The 22,555-nt window shown below is 47.4% G+C and carries 20 protein-coding genes; 18 read left to right on the top strand and 2 right to left on the bottom strand.

Features of this window, described 5'->3' with window-relative positions:
• The 16 genes from GPL15_RS19620 to glyA all read left to right on the top strand — a co-directional run.
• On the top strand, positions 1-201 hold a 201-nt coding region (locus tag GPL15_RS19620; RefSeq protein ID WP_215700370.1), incomplete at its 5' end, for a hypothetical protein.
• A 28-nt stretch (positions 202-229) separates the two neighbouring features.
• Entirely contained in the window at positions 230-1,201 is a 972-nt protein-coding gene (locus GPL15_RS19625; RefSeq protein WP_252198517.1) for an NlpC/P60 family protein, read from the top strand.
• A gap of 53 nt (positions 1,202-1,254) precedes the next feature.
• Positions 1,255-2,247: a dipeptidase gene (locus GPL15_RS19630; protein ID WP_215700371.1), complete on the top strand. Its 993-nt coding sequence runs from the start codon at positions 1,255-1,257 to the stop codon at positions 2,245-2,247.
• Between the two features lie 13 nt (positions 2,248-2,260).
• The gene (locus tag GPL15_RS28150; protein WP_346345009.1) at positions 2,261-2,452 is read left to right on the top strand and encodes a DUF6783 domain-containing protein; all 192 of its coding nucleotides are present in this window, start codon (positions 2,261-2,263) and stop codon (positions 2,450-2,452) included.
• A complete protein-coding gene (locus GPL15_RS19635; RefSeq protein ID WP_215700372.1) occupies positions 2,437-3,285 on the top strand; it encodes a serine hydrolase in 849 nt (282 codons plus the stop codon). The genes GPL15_RS28150 and GPL15_RS19635 overlap by 16 nt, the downstream gene beginning before the upstream one ends.
• 93 nt (positions 3,286-3,378) lie before the next feature.
• Positions 3,379-3,672: a hypothetical protein gene (locus GPL15_RS19640; protein ID WP_215700373.1), complete on the top strand. Its 294-nt coding sequence runs from the start codon at positions 3,379-3,381 to the stop codon at positions 3,670-3,672.
• Positions 3,673-3,702: 30 nt separating this feature from the next.
• Positions 3,703-4,671, top strand: coding sequence for an MCP four helix bundle domain-containing protein (locus tag GPL15_RS19645; RefSeq protein WP_215700374.1), 969 nt, complete (start codon positions 3,703-3,705; stop codon positions 4,669-4,671).
• On the top strand, positions 4,664-6,382 hold the full coding sequence (gene recJ, locus GPL15_RS19650) for a single-stranded-DNA-specific exonuclease RecJ (protein ID WP_346345010.1): 1,719 nt from the start codon (positions 4,664-4,666) through the stop codon (positions 6,380-6,382). The genes GPL15_RS19645 and recJ overlap by 8 nt, the downstream gene beginning before the upstream one ends.
• Positions 6,383-7,605: 1,223 nt before the next feature.
• The gene (locus GPL15_RS19655) at positions 7,606-8,607 is read left to right on the top strand and encodes a LacI family DNA-binding transcriptional regulator (RefSeq protein WP_215700375.1); all 1,002 of its coding nucleotides are present in this window, start codon (positions 7,606-7,608) and stop codon (positions 8,605-8,607) included.
• A gap of 696 nt (positions 8,608-9,303) precedes the next feature.
• On the top strand, positions 9,304-11,559 hold the full coding sequence (locus GPL15_RS19660; RefSeq protein ID WP_215700376.1) for an alpha-galactosidase: 2,256 nt from the start codon (positions 9,304-9,306) through the stop codon (positions 11,557-11,559).
• A gap of 57 nt (positions 11,560-11,616) precedes the next feature.
• Positions 11,617-12,507 (top strand): sugar ABC transporter permease, encoded by an 891-nt coding sequence (locus tag GPL15_RS19665; protein WP_215700377.1) that lies wholly within the window; start codon positions 11,617-11,619, stop codon positions 12,505-12,507.
• A 3-nt stretch (positions 12,508-12,510) separates the two neighbouring features.
• Positions 12,511-13,365 carry a carbohydrate ABC transporter permease gene (locus GPL15_RS19670; RefSeq protein ID WP_215700378.1) on the top strand — a complete coding sequence of 285 codons (855 nt, stop codon included), beginning with the start codon at positions 12,511-12,513 and terminating at the stop codon, positions 13,363-13,365.
• Positions 13,366-13,426: 61 nt separating this feature from the next.
• Entirely contained in the window at positions 13,427-14,827 is a 1,401-nt protein-coding gene (locus GPL15_RS19675; RefSeq protein ID WP_215700379.1) for a sugar ABC transporter substrate-binding protein, read from the top strand.
• A 34-nt stretch (positions 14,828-14,861) separates the two neighbouring features.
• Positions 14,862-16,172, top strand: coding sequence for an alpha-glucosidase/alpha-galactosidase (locus GPL15_RS19680; RefSeq protein WP_215700380.1), 1,311 nt, complete (start codon positions 14,862-14,864; stop codon positions 16,170-16,172).
• 86 nt (positions 16,173-16,258) lie between these two features.
• Positions 16,259-17,278 carry a 4-hydroxythreonine-4-phosphate dehydrogenase PdxA gene (locus tag GPL15_RS19685; protein ID WP_215700381.1) on the top strand — a complete coding sequence of 340 codons (1,020 nt, stop codon included), beginning with the start codon at positions 16,259-16,261 and terminating at the stop codon, positions 17,276-17,278.
• Between the two features lie 223 nt (positions 17,279-17,501).
• Positions 17,502-18,746 carry a serine hydroxymethyltransferase gene (glyA, locus tag GPL15_RS19690; protein WP_215700382.1) on the top strand — a complete coding sequence of 415 codons (1,245 nt, stop codon included), beginning with the start codon at positions 17,502-17,504 and terminating at the stop codon, positions 18,744-18,746.
• 166 nt (positions 18,747-18,912) lie between these two features.
• Here glyA and GPL15_RS19695 read toward each other — a convergent pair whose 3' ends face one another.
• Complete coding sequence (locus GPL15_RS19695; protein ID WP_215700383.1) at positions 18,913-19,806, bottom strand: LysR family transcriptional regulator; 894 nt, start codon at positions 19,804-19,806, stop codon at positions 18,913-18,915.
• A gap of 44 nt (positions 19,807-19,850) precedes the next feature.
• Positions 19,851-20,756, bottom strand: coding sequence for a LysR family transcriptional regulator (locus GPL15_RS19700; protein WP_215700384.1), 906 nt, complete (start codon positions 20,754-20,756; stop codon positions 19,851-19,853).
• Between the two features lie 265 nt (positions 20,757-21,021).
• On the opposite strand from GPL15_RS19700, the gene GPL15_RS19705 reads away from it, so the two are divergent.
• Both GPL15_RS19705 and GPL15_RS19710 read left to right on the top strand, forming a co-directional pair.
• Positions 21,022-22,068 carry a tripartite tricarboxylate transporter substrate binding protein gene (locus GPL15_RS19705; protein WP_215700385.1) on the top strand — a complete coding sequence of 349 codons (1,047 nt, stop codon included), beginning with the start codon at positions 21,022-21,024 and terminating at the stop codon, positions 22,066-22,068.
• A 16-nt stretch (positions 22,069-22,084) separates the two neighbouring features.
• On the top strand, positions 22,085-22,537 hold the full coding sequence (locus tag GPL15_RS19710) for a tripartite tricarboxylate transporter TctB family protein (protein ID WP_215700386.1): 453 nt from the start codon (positions 22,085-22,087) through the stop codon (positions 22,535-22,537).
• The last annotated feature ends 18 nt before the right edge of the window (positions 22,538-22,555 follow it).

The raw sequence follows: 22,555 nt of genomic DNA on the forward strand, positions 1-22,555 counted from the left end.
AAAAAGAAGATAAGCTGCCATGGAGAGTATACCATGACAGCTATTATTTTGCACTACGGTTTGTTTTGTATCGCTTACAAGTCATTTTCAGAAATGGCCTCAGGCTTTACTTTAAGGGGCCAAGTCATTTTCAAAAATGGCCTCCCCCTTTACTTTAAAGGCCCAAGTCATTTTCGAAAATGCCATCCCTCTTTACTTTAAAACATAGACGCCGCCAAAGAAGAATATAATGACCAGAGCAGTTTTGAAGAACGGCCTTGTAGCCATTCATACGGCTGCAGATTTCCGGAAAATAAGCGTGCAGGAGTGGAATAAGCGGATGGAATATGGTATATTGAAACAATCAGCGGTTACAATTTATGAAAACGCCAATACCTGGAAGGAATCAGGCGGTGAGAGGGTATCTTCCATTGCAGATGAGGGGCTGTATGGCATGGCGGTTCGGATTATGGGGGAAGAGGTGAATGGGTATCTGCCTGTGGAAACCCATTATGGTTACAGAGGGTATGTGGAGCGTCTTGCTGTTTTACCGGTTTCTTTGCAGGAACTGAAAGACTGGGACAGGGATTGTATCAGAGCAGTCGACGCCTCCTGTGCGGATGTGCTGTCTGTTCCAAAGGTCAGAGGAATCAGGCTGGCTTCTCTTCTGAGGGGGAGTTTGATTGAAATGCTTCCGGAACGTGAGAATGACGGTTGGTCGGCGGTCCGGCTTGTGGATGGGGCAAGAGGATATATAAGAACCCAGTTTTTAATGGAAAAGAAGTTTAAACAGAGTTTTTTGTGGGAAGGGATTCTGCCGCAGGTTCATATCGGAGACGAAGCGGAATTTCGCAGAAATCTGGTGAGGACAGCGGTTAAATATATGGGCGTCCAGTACCGGTTTGGAGGAAAGAGCAGTATGGGGCTTGATTGTTCCGGACTGACGTCCATGACATATATGCTCAATGGGATTTTGATTTACCGGGATGCTGTGATAAAGGAGGGGTATCCGGTAAAGGAGATTCCATTTGTGAAACGGCGTCCGGGTGATCTTTTGTATTTTCCGGGCCATATCGCCATGTATATGGGGAATGGGCGCTATATCCACTCTACGGGGAGAGCGGGAAGCGGCGGTGTGGTGGTTAACAGTTTGAATCCGGAAGACTTGGATTACCGGGAAGATTTGGCGGCCGGCCTTTTGGGGGCCGGAAGTATTTTTTGAGACAGGATAAAAGGGATGGAAAGAAACAGAATAAGAAGAGGAGGAATGAAAAAATGAAAGTATTTGATATGCACTGCGATACCCTGATGGCCCTAAATGATGGGAGAAAGGCCGGGGCACCCGTGAGTTTTGAGAAAAATAATTTACATATTGATTTGAATAAATTGAAAAAGGGCGATTATCTGCTTCAATGTATGGCTGCATTTGTCCATCTGGGACGGGATAAGAATCCGCTGGAAACGGCCATGGAGGAATTTGACGTATTTTACCAGATCATGGACCGTTACAGCGATTCCATAGCCCAGGTAAAATGTTTTGAAGATTTGGAACGGAACCGGAAGGACGGAAAGATATCAGCCATGCTGACTGTGGAAGAGGGGGGAACCTGTCTTGGGAATCCGGCGGTGCTCCGCATGTTTTACCGGCTGGGTGTGAGGATGATGACCCTTACCTGGAATTTTGAAAATGAGCTGGCTTATCCAAACAGGATGCCCCACAGCAAAGATGATAATTTCCCGGCTTCGCCCGATTCAGAGCATGGTTTGAAGGAGCGGGGAATTGAATTTGTAAAGGAAATGGAACGGCTCCATATGGTTGTTGACGTGTCCCATCTCTCCGACGCCGGTTTCTGGGATGTGGCGAAATACAGCACGCGTCCCTTCATAGCCAGCCATTCCAACGCCAGGGCCATGTGCGGCCATGTGCGGAACCTCACGGATGATATGCTGAAAACCATGGGTGAGAAGGGATGTCTGCTGGGCATCAATTACTGCGCCGCATTTTTGGATCAGCAGGAAAATGAAGCGAACTGCCGCAGTACGGTGGCCCGCATGGCGGATCACATCCGTTATATCCAAAACCTGGCAGGGATCGATATCATCGGCCTGGGATCGGATTTTGACGGAATAGGAAATGAGCTGGAAATGAAAGATGCCTCCTGCCTTCCGATGCTGGAAGCGGAGCTTAGGAAACGCGGGTTCCATGAATCGGAGATTGAAAAGATATTTTATAAGAATGCCGTAAGGGTATTTAAGGAACTTTTATAAGGCGAAGGCGTGTTTGAAAATTCATTTCCGCCATCTGCACGGCCCATTTTGCGGTAGATTTGTTACGAATTCAGGTTGCATAGCCCGCTGTGCGCCCCTGGTCCGGATCAAATCTTCTGCAAACTGTGACCTGCTTCTGACGGAAAGCAGTTTTCAGGCACACTCTAAAACGCAGAACGGGGATGAAATATGGATGCGAGACTGACTTTAGAAAAAAGAATTGCGGCGGAGACGGCCGGCTATGACGGAAAAATGGCGGTCTACGCCGATGATCTGCGGGGAAATGTGATCGCCATTAACCCGGATGAGAAATACGAAACTGCCAGTACGGTAAAAACCTATATTCTGGCCTGCCTGTTTGACCAGGTGGAATCCGGGAAAGCCTGCCTGGAAGACCTGCTCACCTTGAAACCGGAACATTTGGTTGAAGGCAGCGGGGTTCTCTGCTCTTTGGAGCCGGGGCTTAAACTGCGGGTGAAGGATGTGGCTGTGCTGATGATCATAGTCAGCGATAATGTGGCCACCAATATGATGATCGAATATCTGGGAAAGGATACGGTCAACCAATGCATCCGGAAGCTGGGGTGCATGGATACGGTTTTACATAACGATATCCATTTTGACCGTTACAGACAGCTTGGAACCACAACACCGAGAGATTATGCAGGCATGTTTATCCGCCTTGCAAAAGGGGAATTAATAAGTAAGAAGGCGGATGAAGCCATGTTGTCCATTTTCCGTAAACAGCATTACAACAGTATGCTGACCGGGGAATTCCCGCCGTATTTTCTGGACAGTGAGGATACGGGGGAGGAGGAACTAATCAGCGTGGCGTCTAAAAGCGGAAGTATGGATGCCTGCCGCAATGACGGCGGGATCATCACCACGCCTTACGGCTCCTATGTGCTGGTGATGATGCATAAGGAATTCAGCGATCCCATCTATTATCCGGGGCATCCGGCCACCGTATACGGGGCAAAAGTGAGCAGGATGATTCTGGATCAGTACCTGGCCCTGGAAGGAAGATTTTACCTTTAGGTATTTTGTCGGTTGTTATATTTGAGGATATTCGCTATAATCGAAGGTAACATAATGTAACAAATGAGAAAACGACTGTAAGGGAGTGACGGGATGAAACGGATAATTTTGGATTTGAATCCTTTTAAGACGGAAGACAAGGCATTGGAATATATTTGGCTGGAGATGGACATAGACGGGGGCTTTGAACAGAGCCTGACCGGCCTTTATGACGCGCTGACGGAGCGGAATGAGAATATCTGTGTGGGGATCTTCTGCCCTCCCGGGGATGAGACCGGGGCTTATGAGTATGGTTGGAAGGTGAAGAGAGTATTTCGTGATGCACAGGCGGAAAATGAGCATTTAGGCGTAATTTTTGGAGAGTTGGAAGATAACTACGGAGAATAACGGGCAGAAGGGACGAATGGAGAAGGCGGTATGAAACATTTTCGAAACGCGAAATTGAAAAAGAAACTGATATTATTAGGAATTGTCAGCGTGCTGGGACTTATTTTGATGGGGGCGTCCTCACTGATCACCACGAACCAGATCAGGAAATCCAGTACGGATATGACGCAGGCCTGGCTTCCGTCGGTCATCATTGCGGAGGAATTGAACACGGCCACTTCCGATTACAGAATCAACGAGTATAACCATGTGATCACTCATGATGAGGCCGTAATGGCGGAGCTGGAAAAGGAGATGGCGCTGATCTGCCAGGATATTGAGGACAAGTTCCGCCAATATGAATCCCTGATCACCAATGAGACAGACGAACATCTGATGCGGCAGGCGGAGAGCGACTGGCGCGAATATCTGGAATACAGCAGGCAGATTTTAGAGATCAGCCGGAGAAATGACACGGATGACGCCAGGGAACTCATCATAGGCCAGTCCAGAGATTATTTCAACCAGGTCAGCAGCCTGTTCCTCGACGTGGTGGAATTCAATAAAAATGGCGCGGATGCCGCCAGCGCTTACGCCGATACGCTGTATAACCGTATGATTAAGATCAAAGTGGTTACCATGGGGCTCATCAGCCTTTTGATCATCGTTATGGTGGTCTATATTATCAGGGCTGTGGAAAAGCCGGTGGAAGAGCTGGTAGAGGGCACAAGGCGGCTGGCCAGCGGTGATTTGAGTGTGAGTATTAACTATGAATCGGACGATGAACTGGGAGTGCTGACGGAATCGGTCAATGCGCTGGTGCACCGTCTGCGGTCCATCATTGGCGACCAGAAAAGGATGCTCAGGGAACTGGGCTGTGAGAATTTTGAAGTGAAATCAGAATGTGAACATGCCTACAGCGGCGACTTCGCCCCCATCCTCTATTCTTTGGAGGGGCTGCGCTCAAGGCTGATTCACCTGAAAAAACAGACGCAGGATATTAAGAGAAAGAATGGATAAACAAATGACAGCTAAGTGGATGCTTCAGACAAAAAAGGCAGATTTTAATGCCATCGCGGATAAATACAGGATCAGCCCGGTGACGGCCAGAATTATAAGAAACAGGGATGTCCAGGGAGAGGAACCAGTCAGGCGGTATCTCTATGGAACCCTGGACGATCTGTACGATCCCCATTTGATGAAGGATATGGACCGTGCGGTGGAACTGCTAAAAGAAAAGATCCGGGATCAGAAGAAGATCCGGATTGTGGGAGATTACGATATCGACGGCGTCTGTTCCACCTATCTGCTCTATACGGGGCTGAAACGGGTGAACGCGGTTGTGGATTTCGAAATACCGGACAGAATCAAAGACGGTTATGGAATTAACGAATCCATTATCAGGGATGCGTATGAGTGCGGAATCGACACCATACTCACCTGTGACAACGGTATTTCCGCCATTTCCCAGATTGGACTGGCGAAAGAACTGGGGATGACGGTGATCATCACGGATCATCACGATATCGCTGAAGAAGAGGGGAAAGAACTGATTCCCCAGGCTGATGCGGTGATCAATCCGAAACAGAAGTCGTGTACATATCCATTTTCCGGGATCTGCGGCGGGCTTGTGGCGTATAAGCTGGTGCAGGCGGTATATGAGGCGTTTCAGGTGCCTGTGGAGGAATGGAAGGCCCTTTTGGAGTTTGCGGCCATCGCTACCGTAGGCGACGTGATGAAGCTCCAGGATGAAAACAGGATAATTGTAAAATACGGCCTGATGCAGATACGCAAAACGAAAAGCCTGGGTCTGAGAAAACTGATTGAAAAAAATGACCTGGATCCGGATCACATTTCTTCCTATCACATCGGCTTCGTGATCGGCCCTTGTTTGAATGCTGGAGGACGTCTTCAGACGGCAAAACTGGCCCTGTCCCTGCTTTTGTGCCAGGATGAAGAGGAAGCCGGACGCATGGCCCAGGAGCTGAAACAGTTAAATGACCTGCGAAAGGATATGACCCAGAAAGGGCTGGAAGAAGCAGTAGTATTGGTAGACCAGCATTATTCAGGCGATAAAGTGCTGGTAGTATATCTGCCCCAATGCCATGAATCCCTGGCCGGGATCATTGCGGGGCGGCTCAGGGAACGGTATCATAAGCCATCGTTTGTACTGACGAAAGGGGAAGAATCTGTAAAAGGATCAGGCCGTTCCATTGAAGCTTACCACATGTTTGAAGCTCTGTTGGAGGTAAAGGATGTTCTGCTGAAATTCGGGGGACACCCCATGGCGGCAGGGCTTTCGCTGGAGGAAGATAAGGTGGATGAATTCCGCCGCCGTCTGAATGAAAATGCGGCCCTCACGGATGAGGACTTCGTGGAAAAGATATGGATTGACGTGCCTATGCCATTGGATTATGTCAGCGAACCGTTCATTAAGGAGCTGGAAGTGTTGGAACCTTTCGGCCAGGGGAATGAAAAGCCCCAGTTTGCCCAGAAGGATTTACATATCCGAAGTGTCCGGGTTTTGGGCAGGAACCGGAATGCGGTGAAGCTCTGCCTCGTAACGGATCAGGGAACTGTGATGGATGCCATGCTGTTCACAGACGGAGATGAGTTTACGGCCAGACAGGTGGGGCATAGGATGATGGATATTATCTATTATCCGACGGTTAATGAGTATAATGGGAGACGGAGTCTGCAGGTGACGATTAAGGATTATAAACTGCATTAGATTCTTTTTGGGATTTTGGCGGAGGGAACGCGGGGAAGGGAATTCTGGGAGGAATGTGTGTGGATGGGGGATTTTGGTGCGAATTATAAGTGTACATGAAAAACCCGGGGGATTCGCACCTGAAATGTGGAGACGGATGGTGCGGAATGGTGGGAGAAGGTTGACTTTGGGGTAAGGAGTTGTATATATTATATATATAATGGTGGGAGAAGAGTGGGGGGATTTGTGTATAATTGCTGTCACAGCCTGCGAGGGCTGTGTGGGTTGAAATTGATATGGATAGATTATACCATATCAAGAGTGTAAAGGTCACAGCCTGCGAGGGCTGTGTGGGTTGAAATATTTAATGCTCCGCATATACGATCTATTTCTTTGTCACAGCCTGCGAGGGCTGTGTGGATTGAAATATGTATAATAAGTTTTATCATTCTTGGCCTGTTAATATCACAGCCTGTGAGGGTTGTTTAAGTTGAAATGCAGATCGGCCATATACAGACAAAAAATGGTAGGATTCACAGCCTGCGAGGGAGAAATGTATTGTAATTGTAATATGTATTTGATGTAGATTATGATGACAAGATTTGATAAATAACGACATATTTCTAATATTACAGTGAACATTCGTATTTCACCAGAAAATATAAATAAAAAGGCTTGTTAAGAACAATAGTGCTCGAATCCTACATTAGTGATTGATATTTGTCCGTAATAAAAAATATATATTATGGAACTCAATGTAGTAAAAGAACGTATCAAAATCCATTTCAGCCATCTGCGCGTCCCACTTTGCAGCATGTTTACCTCGAATTCAAGTTACATAGCCTGCTATTTCTTCTCATTCGGGACAAATCCCACATAGACTTTGATGTATATCTGACGAAAAGCAATTTTCAAACACATTTTAGTGTTCCATTTACAGTTGAAAGCCAAATCCCTGATATTTTCTGTTCCTTCCTGGCTGTGCTGCTACTGGCTCATGGAAAAAAATTAATAATGAGTATAACTGAATAAGGGCAAAATGTGATAAAAAATATACGAAAAGTATAAAAAATATGACGAAAATTGCGAGTTAATTTGGAAACTTAAAAAGCATAGAGTAAAATATGATAAAATAAAAACGATAAATAAAATAAAAATATACAAAATATATAAAAGGTATTTACAAATGAGACACACCATGTTAATATGATTTTAAGATAAACACGCGTTCATGAGGCAGAGAGATGAAAATAACAAGTGAAGAAATTGCAAAATTAGCGAATGTATCGAGAAGTACGGTATCCAGGGTCATTAATAATTATTCAAATGTGCCGGATGAGACGCGGGAAAAGGTCATGGCGGTAATTGAAGAGTATGGGTATGAGCCGAATTCATTTGCCCGGGTTTTGGCGGGGAAGGCGAAGCAGGAGATTGCTTTGTATATTTCGGATTGTGATGCGGTTAAGAAGAGATGGAAGGGAATTGAATCACCTTACTTCATGCGCCTGATCGCAGAGCTGGTTTCCCAGGGGAAAGAATATGGATATATGATTTCGGTTTTTGTGGTTTCCCAGGTGACGGATTTTGCAAAGATTGAGAACATGTATTTAAACCGTGAGATCTGCGGAGGAATTTTTGTCGGGTTTGAATTTCAGATGGAAGCGGTTAACCAGTTGATAACCGCGGGATTTAATATGGTTGTCATCGATCCCGGATCCAACATGATACAGGCGGATAATGTGAGCGGCATATACAGCCAGAACTTAGAGGCGGGATATATGGCTACCCGCTATCTCATTGAGCAGGGACATAAGAAGATTGCCCATCTCTGCGGGGATGACAGACTTTCCAGCAGAGAGCGTGTGATTGGATATAAAAAGGCCATGACAGAGGCAGGTCTTTCAGAGGAAATTTTGATTGAGGCAGGGGACTTTAACAGTGAAAAAGCCGGAAGGGCGGCTCATAAACTGCTTGAGAATCCTATTACGGCCATCTATGCGGCCAATGACCTTATGGCCATTATTGCTATGAGGGCGGCCAATGACAGGAATAAAAAGGTTCCGCAGGATATTATGATTATGGGCTGCGACTACAATGCTACTTACGAAGATTTAGGATATCATCTGACTACGGTGGAGATATCAGTGCGGGAGATTGCCAGAACAGCAGTTAGGGCGGTTATTGGCATGGAGAAGAAAAAAAGGCTGATCTGCAAAGCCAAGTTTATAAAAGGGGCAACTGCCTGAGCGGCCGACAGACTGAAAGGCTGTGTGGGTTGAAATCGTGATACATAACCACTCACAATACTACAACCGTGTCATAGTCTGCGAGGGCTGTGTGGATTGAAATTGTGTGGCCCGGCCGGATGTCCGGGATAACCAGAACAGCCTGCGGGGGGGTGTCCGAGGCTGTTTGGGCAGAAGCACTTCTGTTTCAGCGCTGACTGAGGTTTAATTTTTACTACGATATAAACGCGCGTTTATTAATAGAACGCCATATATATTTTGAGATTTAAGAAACTGGAGCGTGGGTGGAAACAGTAGGCGTTGCGGGAACGGGAATCGCGGTTAAGATAGCGAAGCTGAGTAAACAAGGGCAGCAGTGGAAAAGAGAGAGCTATATAAACAACGGTTATATAAACAACGGTACGCCATATGTCTGTACTCTCCAATAGATAGATCCAACTCTATCCTCAAAAATCAAAAACTATAATTTCAAAATAAGAAAATAGAATTTCGAAATCAAAAACAATAGCTTCAAAATCAAAAACAATAGCTTCAAAATCAAAAACAATAACTTCAAAATCAAAAACAATAACTACAAAATCAAAACAATAACTACAAAATCAACCATATAACTACAAAATCAACCAATCAACCATACACTTTTCGACAAAATAAACGCGCGTTCACACGCGAAAAGAAGAAAGAAGGAAGGATCTTATGGCACAAATTAAATTTAACGAATCAACCAGAGAATTTCATCTTCAAAACCAGCAAATCAGTTACATCATATGCATATTGGAAAACGGTCAGATCGGACATTTATACTTTGGAAAAAGGCTGACCCACAGGGAATCTTTCCAGCATTTCCTGCAGATGAGAACCCAGAGCCACACGGCTTACGTATACGAGAATGACTTTCTGTTCACCCTGGATACAATCCGGCAGGAATACCCTTCTTACGGCACAACGGATTTTCGGGAGCCTGCTTATCAGATTGAACAGGAGAACGGCAGCAGGATCACCGGATTTGCCTATAAAAGCCACCGGATTTTCGAAGGGAAGAACGGGCTGAAGGGGCTTCCGGCTGCCTATGCGGAGGGAGAACACGATGCGGTTACCCTGGAGATCGTTCTTGAGGACGAGTTGATTGAAACAGAACTGATTCTGTCCTACACCATATATGACAATTATGACGCGGTCTGCCGCAGCTCCCGGTTCGTCAATAAGGGCTGCCAAAAGCTGAAACTCACCAGGGCCATGTCCATGTCGGTGGATTTGTACGACAGTGATTATGAAATGATCCAGTTGGACGGCGCATGGTCCAGGGAACGCCATATTACCCGCCGGAAACTTTCCGGAGGAATCCAGGCGGTTTCCAGCGCGAGAGGGGCCAGCAGCGCGGATCACAATCCATTTCTGGCGCTGTGCAGGCCGGGAACCACGGAAGAGGCGGGAGAGGTTTTGGGATTCTGCCTGATCTACAGCGGCAACTTTCTGGCCCAGGCTGAGGTTGACCGGTATGAGACTGTGCGGGTCAGCCTGGGAATCAATCCATTTGAATTTTATTGGATTATGGGGCCCGGGGAAGAGTTCCAGACCCCGGAGGCGGCGATGGTATATTCCAGCCAGGGACTGAACGGCATGAGCCAGGTTTATCACGACCTGTTTAACCAGCGTTTGGTGAGGGGGATATGGAGAAACCGGGAAAGGCCCATTCTTTTGAACAACTGGGAGGCCACGTATTTTCAGTTTGACGAAGAAAAAATCCTGGAGATAGCAGGAAAGGCGAAGGCTCTCGGAGTTGAACTGCTGGTCCTGGACGACGGATGGTTTGGGAAACGGGATGACGCGGGAAGTTCCCTTGGAGACTGGTACAGCGACAGGGATAAACTTCCCCACGGAGTGGAAGGGCTGTCGGAGAAAATCGAGGCCATGGGCCTGAAATTCGGCCTCTGGTTTGAACCGGAGATGATAAATAAGGCCAGCAGCCTTTACAGGGAACATGAGGAGTGGGTGGTTAAGACGCCGGGACGTCCGGTATCCCACGGAAGAAACCAGTACGTGCTGGATTTTTCCAATCCTGAGGTTGTGGATTATATATACAATGCCATGGAGAAGGTTTTGAGAAACTCGAAAATCTCCTATATAAAATGGGATATGAACCGGAATATTACAGAGGCTTACGGCGGGACGCTTACGGCAAAACGGCAGGGGGAATTTTTCCACCGGTACATTTTAGGGGTTTATGACCTGTATGAGCGGCTGATTACCGCCTTCCCCGAGATTTTGTTTGAATCCTGCGCCAGCGGAGGGGCCAGGTTTGACGCGGGAATGCTGTTTTACGCGCCCCAGGCCTGGGCCAGCGACGATACGGATGCGGCGGAACGGATCAAAATACAGTATGGCACCAGCCTGGCATACCCGGTTGCGTCCATAGGAGCTCATGTTTCAGCGGCGCCCAACCATCAGGTGAAGCGGAATACCAGCCTGGATTTCAGGGCAAACGTGGCATTTTTCGGGGCATTTGGCTATGAACTGGATCCCAATGAAATGACCCCGGAAGAACAGGAGGAAGTGAAGGAACAGATACGGTTCTATAAAAAATACCGCGGACTGATCCAGTTCGGAAGATTTTACCGGCTGAAAGATCCATTTTTAAATCAGGGTGACGCGGCATGGATGGTGGTGTCAGAAGACCGTAAGACGGCGTTGATTGCCTGGTATAAGGTTCTGGCCACACCGAATCCGAAGCTGAAGAAACTGCTGTTAAAGGGGCTGGATCCCGACCGTATGTACCGGTGCAGCCGGGATGGGGAAACCTATTATGGGGATGAACTCATGAACATGGGATTTTTGATGGATTTGGAATTTACGGGATCATCCGTCAGGAAGGCGGAGATTACCAAGAAGAATTCCGGCGTGGATGCAGGGGATTTCACCTCCCATCTGTATGTGCTGGAAAGCTGCGGCTAGCTTGACTGGAATACGAGGAGAAGCGGGGAAGAAGAAAAAGTAAAGGAGAGAGGTATTATGAATGACAGAGCCCAGAGGACCAGGGTACCGTTTTGGAGAAATATAAAGGTAGTTCCCTATCTGTATATTCTTCCGAATATGATATTGTTTTTTACATTTATGATCGTTCCGATTATCATGTCATTTTACTACAGTACAGTAAAATGGAATGGCATGGGGAAGCCGAAATTCATTGACATACAAAATTATCTGTACATATTTCATGACAAGGTATTCATAAAGTCCATATTCAACACCATCTATTATACCGCAGCGACCGTACCGATCCTGATGGTGCTGGCTTTATTCTTTGCCGTACTGCTCAACAGTAAGATACCGCTGAGAGGGATCATACGTTCCTCCATCTACGCGCCCGCAGTTGTGTCCACGGTTGCGGTGGGCACTGTATTCACCTGGATTTTCCAGGACCAGCTGGGGTTGATCAACTACATCATCACTTCCCTGGGAGGGACTGCCATCAAGTGGGCCAATGATCCCCGGTTTGCCATGATCATGCTGATTATGGCCACCGTGTGGCAGAGGACGGGCTATAACATGGTGATTTACCTGGCGGGACTCCAGGGAATTCCAACAGAAATGATGGAGGCGGCCACCATAGACGGGGCCAACACCTGGCAGAAATTCCGGTTTGTCACCCTGCCGCTGCTGAAAAATACCCACATGTTTGTGATGATTACCTGTATGATTAACGCGTTCCGTTCCTTTGACCTGGTCTATACCATGACCCAGGGAGGGCCTTTGAATTCGACGAAAACCATTGTCATGTATGTCTATGAACAGGCATTTGCCAAGAATTATTACGGAAGGGCGGCGGCGGCAGGCATTGTCCTCTTCGTGTTCATGGTAGTGCTCACTGCAATCAGATTTAAGATAGAGAAGGAGGATTAATACATGGGAAGTTCAGAACGTATGGGAATGGACAAAAGAAAGTTTCTTGTCATGAAAATTGCGGTCTTTCTTTTTATGGTGGCGGCGGCGCTGATCGCCCTGTTCCCCTTTTACTGGATGCTGGTAACGGCTGTAAAGCCTGTGGATGAGATATTTGCCTTTCCGCCGAAACTGTGGCCCAGAGAGTTTATCTGGTCTAACTTTGCAACAGCTTTACAGAGAGCTCCATTTGCAGTTTATTTTAAAAACAGTTTTATCGTGACGACTGTTTCAACTACGATTACAGTATCCATCAACCTGCTGGCCGGATTTTCCTTCGCCAAATACAAGTTCAAATATAAGGAAGTTTTGTTTCTTATTGTATTGAGCACGCTGATGATCCCACTTCAGGTGACTATGATTCCAAACTTCATTATCGCCTCCAAGCTGGGAATCCGGAATACTCTGTGGGGCGTTATTATTCCGCCTTGTGCGGAGGCGTTGGGGCTTTTCATGTCCCGGCAGTTCATTTCCGACATACCGGATGAACTTCTGGAAGCCGGAAGGATCGACGGGGCCACGGAATTCACCATATTCAGGAAGATCATTCTTCCCAATGTAAAGCCATTAATCAGCGTGCTGGTGATTTTGACCGTGATGTGGCGCTGGAATGACCTGCAGTGGCCTTTGATCATGCTTTCCAATGACAAACACTATACCGTCCAGCTGGGGCTTTCCAATTTAAATGGGGCCCAGTATGTGAACTGGAATGATATGATGGCAGCTTCCCTGATATCCGTACTTCCCGTGCTGTTCATTTTCCTGATTTTCCAGAAACAGTTCGTGCAGGGCGTTGCATCCAGCGGGATCAAGGGGTGAAATATTTTTTAGGAACACATTAACACAGGTGTGTTAAAACATATAGAAGGAGGAGTATTTTATGTGTAAAAAAATTTTTAAACGGGCGATGGCAATGGTATTGGCAGCAGGAATGATGAGCGGCATGACGGCATGCGGCGGCAAGGAAGCGGCGCAGCCTGCCACAACAGCGGCAGGAGCCACAACGGCGGCCCAAGCTGCATCAAAGGCAGAGGAGACATTGGCTGAAAATGCGGGGGCAGAGGCGGACAGCCTGGCAGCGGAAGAAGGGGCGGAGATCGAAGTCGCTTACTGGGAAGGCTCCACTTCCGATAAGAATGCCTGGGATGAACTGCTTGACAATCTGGAAAAAGACCACCCGGAAATCAAGATTATCCGCCAGACTTATCCGTCTTCTGATTTCAGAGATATGCTGGATACAAGAATTGCGGGAAATGACTGGCCAGATGTGATAAGATATACGTATCAGAGGCTTGGCAAGTTTAAAAAGGCGGAGGTTATGCTTGATCTGACCCCTTATATATCACAGGAGAGCTTAGACGATGTGAACCCGGCATTCCTTTCCGCATGTACCTATGAAGGCAAGCTGGTGGGCATGCCTCACCACGCCGACACCATGGCCATTTTCTATAACAAGAGAATGTTTGAAGAGGCGGGAATCCGCATTCCTACCGGCGTTGAAGACGGTTATTCCTGGGAAGAACTGATGGAAATTTCAAGGACATTGAAGGAAAAATATAACCTGCCTTACGCATTCGGCGGTATCTGGGAGAACACCAGCGGCTACCGGTATCTGCCGTTCATCTACATGAATAACGGCGCCATTTTAAATGAGGCCCAGGATGCGGTTACCATGGAATCACCGGAAGTTTTGGAAGCCATCAAGTTTTATGAGGATTTGAGGAAAGAGGATTTAGTGGCAAACACCGCATTTACAGGAGCAACTGCGACCAACTCCCTGTTTGTGGCGGAACAGACTGCATTTTCATTCTCAGGAAGCTGGCACTGCGCTTACATGCAGGAAAACATGGGTGACAAATGGGGCGTGACCTACATGCCGGTACGAAACGGAAAAACCGGTTCCGATATGGGCGGAAATGCCGTGTTCGCATATGCGGAAACCAAATATCCAAAGGCAGCGGCCATTGTGGTTGATTATATCACCAATGCGGAAAATATGAAGAAATTCTGTGAAACAGGCGCATTCATCCCTGTGAGAACCAGCCTTTTGGAGGGCGGAGTGGAATACAATGACTTTGCAGATGAGATGAAAATTTTCAATGAAATCGTGGCTACCATTGATCCCAAGATGGCGGCGGACGAGACGTCCGTTCCATTCCAGCAGTTGAACGAAATCTTCAATGAGGAAATGGACCCGCTGGCAGTTAACAATTCCGCCACGGCAGAAGAAGTGGCCGCAGCCTGCCAGGAGCGCATGACAGGAATCTTAAATGAAAATTAAAACCAACAGTTGATAGAGATGAGGGGGTATAGACGTGGCTGTAAAAATTGCATTTTTAGGAGCGGGAAGCTCTGTATTTGTCAGGAATGTGCTGGGGGACTGTATGCTCCACCCGGAGCTGGAGGATCTGGTGTTTGCGCTGTATGATATCGATGCCCAGAGGCTGGAAGACAGCTATCTGATGCTGAATGCGATCCGGCGCCATTACGGAAAAAATGTAACGATTGAAAAGTATGTGAAGGAAGAGAACCTTCCCAAGGCGCTGGCCGGCGCAGATTTTGTGATCTGTGCGGTGCAGGTGGGAGGATACGATCCCTGTACCATCTCTGATTTTGAAATCCCGAAAAAATATGGTTTAAGACAGACCATAGCGGATACCCTTGGGGTCGGCGGCGTGTTCCGGGCGTTAAGGACGATTCCGGTGCTGGAAATGTTCGCGTGGAATGTGGAAAAGTATTGCCCCAATGCCATTTTCCTGAATTATACAAATCCCATGGGAATGCTGAGCGGCTACATACAGAGATACACGGATGTACGGTTTGTGGGGCTGTGCCACAGCGTTCAGGTGGCGGTTCCCAAGCTCTTTGATGGGATCGGAATGGAATACAGCGATAAGATCCAGTGGAAAATCGCCGGCATTAACCACATGGCCTGGCTTCTGGAAGTGACTAAAGACGGGGTAGACCTGTATCCTGAGATTAAAAAACGGTCAAAAGAGATGGGTTACCCGGAAAATGACAAAGTGCGCCACGAGATCATGCACCGTTTCGGCTATTATGTGACGGAATCCAGTGAACACAATGCGGAGTATATGCCGTATTTCATCAAGGACAAATATCCGGAATTGATTGAGCGGTTCAACATCCCTCTGGATGAATATCCGAGAAGATGCATACGCCACATCGAAGAGTGGGCGAAAATGAGGGAGGAGCTGATCAATACCCCCGACCTGACCCATGAGGTTTCCAAGGAGTATGCGGCCCATATCATTAATTCCATCGTGAATAATAAGCCCTACAAGTTCGGCGGAAATGTGATTAACAACGGCGTCATTTCCAATCTTCCGGCAAAGGCCTGTGTGGAAGTTCCCTGTATCTCAGACGCTTCCGGCATCGCCCCCGTTTACGTCGGTGAACTGCCGGAACAGCTGGCGGCTTTAAACAGGACCAACCTCAATGTCCAGATGATGACCATTGAGGCGGCCCGCACCAGGAAAAAAGAAGCGGTATATCAGGCGGTGATGCTGGATCCCCATGTGGCGGCGGAATTGTCCATGGATGACATCACGGATATGTGCGACGATCTGTTCGAAGCGCATAAAGACTGGATGCCGGAATATAAGTAAATGCAAAGGCAGCAGGCAGTATGGGAGATTTATGTCTCCCTCTGCTTACTGCCGTCATTTTTAAGGTAAAGGAGTGAGCTGACAGAATGAAGAGAGAAAAACCGGTCATAGGATTTATCATCGGGGACGGAAGCGGAGTGGGCCCTGAACTGACCGCAAAACTGGCCGCCCAGGGGGTTCTGGAAGAGGAAGCCAGGCCTGTGGTTTTTGGGGATGTCCGCCTTTGGCAGAAAGCGCTGAGGGAAACCGGCTCCTGCGTAAAATGGCGTCAATTCCAGGATATGGATCAGGTTTCCTGGGATCAGGGCCTGCCGGTCATTCATGTAGGGGAGCAGAACCCGGATGAAATTGTGGCGGGCCGGATCAATGAAATCTGCGGAAACGCCTGCATCGAGATGATAAAATATGCGTCTGTATTATATATGAAAGGAAAGATCCACGGAATCTGCTATGCCCCCCTTAATAAAGCGGCCATGAAGCTGGCCCACAGCCCGGCAGCCAGCGAAATGGAGCTGTTCGCCCTGCTCTTGGGACGGGACCGGGGCTTCGGGGAAATCAACATGCTGGACGGCGTATGGACCACCAGGGTGACCAGCCATATTCCAATAAAGGATATCAGCAGAAACCTGACAAAAGAGGCGGTGCTGGACTCCATCCGCCTGGCACATGCCACGGTGAAATCCGCGGGAATTGAAGAGCCCAGGATCGGCGTATGCGCGCTGAACCCCCACGCCGGTGAAGGCGGACTGTGCGGGGATGAGGAAATACGGGTGATCGCCCCGGCGGTAAATGAGGCGCAGAAGGAGAAGATCGGCGCCCAGGGGCCGTTTCCAGCGGATACCCTGTTTAAACAGGCATTTGACGGAAGATTCCACGCGGTTGTGACCATGTATCACGACCAGGGCCAGATTGCCCTGAAACTCAGGGGATTTGAACGGGGAATCACCATATGCGGCGGGCTTAATATGCCGGCGGCCACCTGCGCCCACGGCACCGCCCATGACATTGCCTGGAAAGGAACCGCGTCTTCCCAGTCTCTGGAACATGCATACCGCATGGTGTGCAGGATGGCGCAAAACGGCACGGCCGCCAGTCCGGGACCGTAAGTTACAGTTCACGGCCCCCGCTGACGTGTCCGGCCAGTTCACGGGGGCCGTGAACTGTAACGACCGTAACGATCCATAAAAGGAATCCGATTCAACTGCTTGACACTGGCACAGTGTTTGTAATATAATCATTTCCAACGACGTCCGGCGCCGGTAGTATGACCTATCCGGCGCCTTGTTATTATATTTGCTACCACACAGATAGAAGGAGAGAATGAAAATCATGGTAAATGAAGTAATGAAATTCATCACAAGCTATGACCCTGAAGTTGGCAATGCCATCGAAGCAGAGTGCGCCCGCCAGAGAAGAAACCTGGAATTGATTGCATCAGAGAACATTGTTTCAGAGCCTGTCATGATGGCGATGGGAACCGTGCTCACGAATAAATATGCAGAAGGGTATGCGGGAAAACGTTACTACGGCGGATGTGAATGCGTGGATGTGGTTGAAACCATTGCCATTGAACGCGCGAAGAAGCTGTTTGGCTGTGATTATGCCAATGTCCAGCCCCACTCAGGAGCCCAGGCCAATATGGCGGTATTTGTGGCTATGCTGAAAGCCGGAGATACGGTTATGGGCATGAACTTAGATCACGGCGGCCATTTATCCCATGGAAGCCCTGTTAACTTCTCAGGACTGTACTTCAACATCGTTCCTTACGGGGTGAATGACGAAGGTTATATCGATTATGATGAATTAGAGAGAATTGCGGTGGAGTCAAAGCCTAAGATGATTATCGCAGGCGCCAGCGCATATGCCAGAGAGATTGATTTCAAGAGATTCCGTGAGGTAGCGGATAAAGTAGGGGCTTATCTGATGGTGGATATGGCCCATATTGCAGGGCTTGTGGCAGCAGGCGTTCATCCAAGTCCATTTCCATATGCCCATGTGGTGACAACCACCACCCATAAGACCCTGAGAGGGCCCAGAGGCGGCATGATTCTTGCCAATAAGGAAGAGGCTGATAAGTTCAATTTCAATAAGGCCATTTTCCCGGGAACCCAGGGCGGCCCCTTGGAGCATGTGATCGCGGCTAAGGCGGTCTGCTTCGGAGAAGCGCTGAAACCGGAATTCAAGGCTTATCAGGAGCAGGTGGCAAAGAACGCCAAGGCGCTGGCGGCAGCGCTGGTAAAACAGGGCTTTAAACTGCTGACAAACGGCACGGACAACCACCTGATGTTAGTGGATCTGCGGGGCATGGACGTATCCGGCAAGGAACTTCAGAACCGTTGTGACGAAGTGTATATTACCCTGAATAAAAATACGGTGCCCAACGACCCGAGAAGCCCGTTCGTGACTTCCGGCGTCCGCATCGGAACTCCGGCGGTTACATCCAGAGGCCTTGTGGAAGAGGATATGGAAAAGATTGCGGAATGCATCTGGCTGGCGGCAACTGATTTTGAGGCCAAGGCTGATTATATCCGGGGCGAGGTTACGAAGATCTGCGATAAATATCCGATTTACTAGAGTGAATGTTCAGTTACGCTCTGGGATGAATGTTCAAATGTGTTCTGAAATGAAAGACCAGATAATAGGCGTTTGGCTGTGAGGCGCGCCTTTCATAAAGAAATGAGATACAGCATAGGAAATAGCCCGGTTGGGTTATGGCCTATGCTGTTTTTATGTTCCTGTTTTATAATGTATCTATACTCTGCAGCAGATGCAGAAGAAAAAGAATCTGATCAGTCAGTTCCGTATCGGGCATCAGACAGAAATAATGATAATAGACAAAAGGAGGATCCGTTTGAAAAACATGCTTGGCCCCCTGCGCAATGGCGCGGTGCCAATGAGTGTACAACATCGCAAATCCGGAATTAACGGCGTGTATTGCTGTGGCCAGATCGCAAAATTCACAGATATAGTCAGGGGTAATTCCCTGCTGTTGAAAGTATAGGTTTGATATGCGGTCAAATGTGCTGTTGATTCGGTTGCGTATTGCAGGCATATGATCTAATTCTTTAATCGGTATGGAATCGGTATATTTTTGCAGTAGCGGCCGGAACCGCTCTTCATCCGGCAATATGGCGGCTAATTTTTCCGGTATCAGACGGTAATGCCGGTATCCTTGAAGATCTTCTTCAAGAGCCACAACAATGGATGCATCCAGCCAGCCTTCTTCCAGCATTTGACGTGCCTGCATGGAATCCATCTCATAGACATCCGGCAGAGGGCCGGGGTACTCCTTATAAAACTGCTGGAGGATTTTGGATAACCGGTCCTGGGTAAATTGACGGTTTACGCCGATGCGCAGCCGTCTGGCCGGCTGCCTGACAGAGTTGCGGATGCGTTCATAAGAAGTGTCCCGTAATGACAGCATTTTCCGGGCGCTTTCCAGATAGATTTCTCCGGCGGCGGTCAGAGAAACCGTTTTTTCTTTTCGATTGAACAGAGCGACGCCAAGATCTTGTTCCAGTTTGGAGATGGCTTTGCTTAAAGCAGGCTGTGAGATACAAATCCGCTCAGCAGCCCGGGTGAAATTTTTTTCTTCAGCCAGTACGATCATATATTCCAGAGAATTCAGGTACATAGTTTCCCTCCCAAAATGTGTTGGTGAATTGCGGAAATGAATTTTCATACACACTTTATACCAGTCAGATGAATGTATTCGGAATCCGCATATTTTTCATGCAGGACTTTTACCAGAAGTTTTCGCAGATCCGTCTGAATAGGAAAGGAATGCTGTTCTTTCAGATACCAAAGCCCGCTGTTCAGATAAGCGGATGAAATTGGATAGAGATCGCAATTGTTAAAAAGGAAAGCACTGCTGGCAGGAATAATGGATGCGCAGCCGCCGCAGGATATCATGCTGGCCGCAAGGGCAGGGGAATTAGTTTCAAACATGATGACCGGATCGAGGCTGGAGTGGCTGAGAAGCGCGGTCTGCAGGCTGTAAAGCTGCGTTCTTTTATACAATGTGATGAGCTTTAAAGTTCTCAGCGCCTGTAATGGTATTTGAGCGTTATGAAGGGGATAACCTTTTGGAAGCGCCAGAAGGAGCGCTTCTTTCATATATTCCTGATACCGCAGCCTTGAGGAGGAGGAACTGAAAAATGAAGCGAACGCCAGGTCAACAGATCCGTCCAGCAGAGAAGTATGTAAGGTTGAACATGGGGCTGATACCAGTTGTATGGTGATTTCCGGATGAATCATAAACAGCTCGGTCACAAGCTGAGAAACCGTTTTCCGGTCAATATACTCATCCACTCCAAAACGGACCGTATGCGGCTGAAATTTACGCAGCTTTTGGCGTACAGATTCGTCTTCTGCCAGAATTGCCCGTGCGGTATCCGCATAAATATTGCCTTCCGGAGTCATTTCCTTCGATTTCCGGTCATATAACGTCACTCCAAGTTCTTCCTCCAGCCTTTTTAGGTAACCGCTTAATGAAGACTGGGAAATATTACATCTGTCCGCAGCTGAAGAAATCATTCTGCATTCCTGCAGCGCAATCATATAGTCCATAATTCCCCGTTTCATAATTCCATCCCCCTATTTGTTTTTTGTCATTAAGTAAAAATACCTTCTACAATATCGTATTTGGTTATAATGGTACAGTATTTATTCATTTTACAATCACGCTGCTTTATATTATATTTTTATTAACAGATATAATAAAAAAAGTCAATATTAAATGAAGAAAAATAGCAAAATAAACAAATATTAATATTGAAAAATGATTTTATATCAAAGAAAAAGCAATTTAATAAGAACCAAATACGAAGATAATAGGAGGAAATGAAACATGAAAAAACTAATCTGCTTAGGACTGGCATCTGCGATTACAATTCTGTCATTAACTGGCTGCGGCAAAGCAGCTTCCGGCAAGGCGGATACGGGTAATGCTTCCGGTTCTGCCGAAACACAGACCTCAAAAGCAGCTCAGGCAGACTGGCCCACTGATACGGTTACTCTTACCGTTCCTGCATCTCCAGGCGGCGGTACGGATACCATGGCACGTATAATGGCTGATTATTTTCAGCGCAGCACGGGATCAGCATTCAATGTAGTAAATGATACTGCCGGAGGCAACACAGTGGCAGTGCAGAATGCACGGCGTTCCAAAAAGGACGGTTCCGAACTTTTATTCTTTCATACATCGACTTTAATGAGCTATTACCAGGGAAAACTGGATTTCAATCCGGCGGAAGAATTGACCGTTATCGCTTCCGTAGGAATTCAGGGGAACGGAGCTTTATGCGTACCTGCCGATGCGCCGTATAATACAGGAGAAGAATTTATCGCTTATTCGAAAGAACATCCTGGCGAGATCATAGCAGGATGTACGATGGGAGGAAATTCACAGGCTATTATCCAATGTTTTGCCAATGATACAGGCATCGATATTAAGCTGGTAGATGCCGGAAATGAAGCGGACTGGGTTACTGGAATGATGTCCGGCACAATCAATGCGGCAATTCTTACGCCTACTACCGCACAGCAATACATAGAAGCTGGAAAATTTAAGGCATTAATCGTTACCAGCAATGAAGCTGATGAAACAAACTGGCCCGGGATTCAAAACATGGGAGAACTGGGTGGTAAGTCTATCTGGATCTTAAAGATGTACTTATTTGGTCCAAAGGATATGGATACAGCTGTTATAGAAGAAATTAATAAACAGCTGAAAGCAATGTCTGAAGATCCTGATACCAGTTCAAAAATTATTGAAACGATGAAAACACCATATATTTGGGAATCCCATGAGGATGCGGCGGCCTCTTATCTGGAATTGGCTGAGGTGGCAAAAGAAATGAGCGCGGCTTTGGGGTTTGATGTGAGTGGAAAATAAAATGGAGCTGATGAATATGAAAAATAAAGTTCTTGGCATACTGGCCTTAATTCTGTCAGTTGGTGTTTTGATTTCAACTACGAGGATGAAGACAACCATGTCCCTGGCAGAAGGGGATCCCGGCCCCTGGCTGTTTCCGGTCATTGTTGCAGCGCTCATAGCTGTATGCGGAGCGTCAATTCTCATGCAGAAAAAGGTAGAAGATACAGGGTTTCTATCAAAAAGCGAGTGGGTACGGCTTGTAATTTTATATGGTATTTTTCTGGTTTATGCGGTTTCTATCTGTTTATTTGGTTTTTTGTATTCTTCAATCGTTATGCTTTTTATAACATGCACATTGTTTGCGGGAGAAAAGAAAATCCCTGTCTGGATTCGCGGCCTCTATGCGTTGGTTCTTGGGATTGCGATCTGGTATTTGCTGAAAGTGGTTTTTTCCGTTCCGCTTCCGGCCGGATTTTTATTAGAATGAGAAGAGAGGAGATGGTGT

The sequence above is a fragment of the Clostridium sp. MCC353 genome (genome assembly GCF_018785315.1).
Classification (GTDB): domain Bacteria; phylum Bacillota; class Clostridia; order Lachnospirales; family Lachnospiraceae; genus CHH4-2.

Excerpts from the sequence above, each read along its gene's own strand:
- GPL15_RS19625 (WP_252198517.1), top strand. The coding sequence starts at position 230 with ATGACCAGAGCAGTTTTGAAGAACGGCCTTGTAGCCATTCATACGGCT.
- GPL15_RS19630 (WP_215700371.1), top strand. The coding sequence starts at position 1,255 with ATGAAAGTATTTGATATGCACTGCGATACCCTGATGGCCCTAAATGAT.
- GPL15_RS19635 (WP_215700372.1), top strand. The coding sequence starts at position 2,437 with ATGGATGCGAGACTGACTTTAGAAAAAAGAATTGCGGCGGAGACGGCC.
- GPL15_RS19640 (WP_215700373.1), top strand. The coding sequence starts at position 3,379 with ATGAAACGGATAATTTTGGATTTGAATCCTTTTAAGACGGAAGACAAG.
- GPL15_RS19645 (WP_215700374.1), top strand. The coding sequence starts at position 3,703 with ATGAAACATTTTCGAAACGCGAAATTGAAAAAGAAACTGATATTATTA.
- recJ (WP_346345010.1), top strand. The coding sequence starts at position 4,664 with ATGGATAAACAAATGACAGCTAAGTGGATGCTTCAGACAAAAAAGGCA.
- GPL15_RS19655 (WP_215700375.1), top strand. The coding sequence starts at position 7,606 with ATGAAAATAACAAGTGAAGAAATTGCAAAATTAGCGAATGTATCGAGA.
- GPL15_RS19660 (WP_215700376.1), top strand. The coding sequence starts at position 9,304 with ATGGCACAAATTAAATTTAACGAATCAACCAGAGAATTTCATCTTCAA.
- GPL15_RS19665 (WP_215700377.1), top strand. The coding sequence starts at position 11,617 with ATGAATGACAGAGCCCAGAGGACCAGGGTACCGTTTTGGAGAAATATA.
- GPL15_RS19670 (WP_215700378.1), top strand. The coding sequence starts at position 12,511 with ATGGGAAGTTCAGAACGTATGGGAATGGACAAAAGAAAGTTTCTTGTC.
- GPL15_RS19675 (WP_215700379.1), top strand. The coding sequence starts at position 13,427 with ATGTGTAAAAAAATTTTTAAACGGGCGATGGCAATGGTATTGGCAGCA.
- GPL15_RS19685 (WP_215700381.1), top strand. The coding sequence starts at position 16,259 with ATGAAGAGAGAAAAACCGGTCATAGGATTTATCATCGGGGACGGAAGC.
- glyA (WP_215700382.1), top strand. The coding sequence starts at position 17,502 with ATGGTAAATGAAGTAATGAAATTCATCACAAGCTATGACCCTGAAGTT.
- GPL15_RS19695 (WP_215700383.1), bottom strand. The coding sequence starts at position 19,806 with ATGTACCTGAATTCTCTGGAATATATGATCGTACTGGCTGAAGAAAAA.
- GPL15_RS19700 (WP_215700384.1), bottom strand. The coding sequence starts at position 20,756 with ATGAAACGGGGAATTATGGACTATATGATTGCGCTGCAGGAATGCAGA.
- GPL15_RS19705 (WP_215700385.1), top strand. The coding sequence starts at position 21,022 with ATGAAAAAACTAATCTGCTTAGGACTGGCATCTGCGATTACAATTCTG.
- GPL15_RS19710 (WP_215700386.1), top strand. The coding sequence starts at position 22,085 with ATGAAAAATAAAGTTCTTGGCATACTGGCCTTAATTCTGTCAGTTGGT.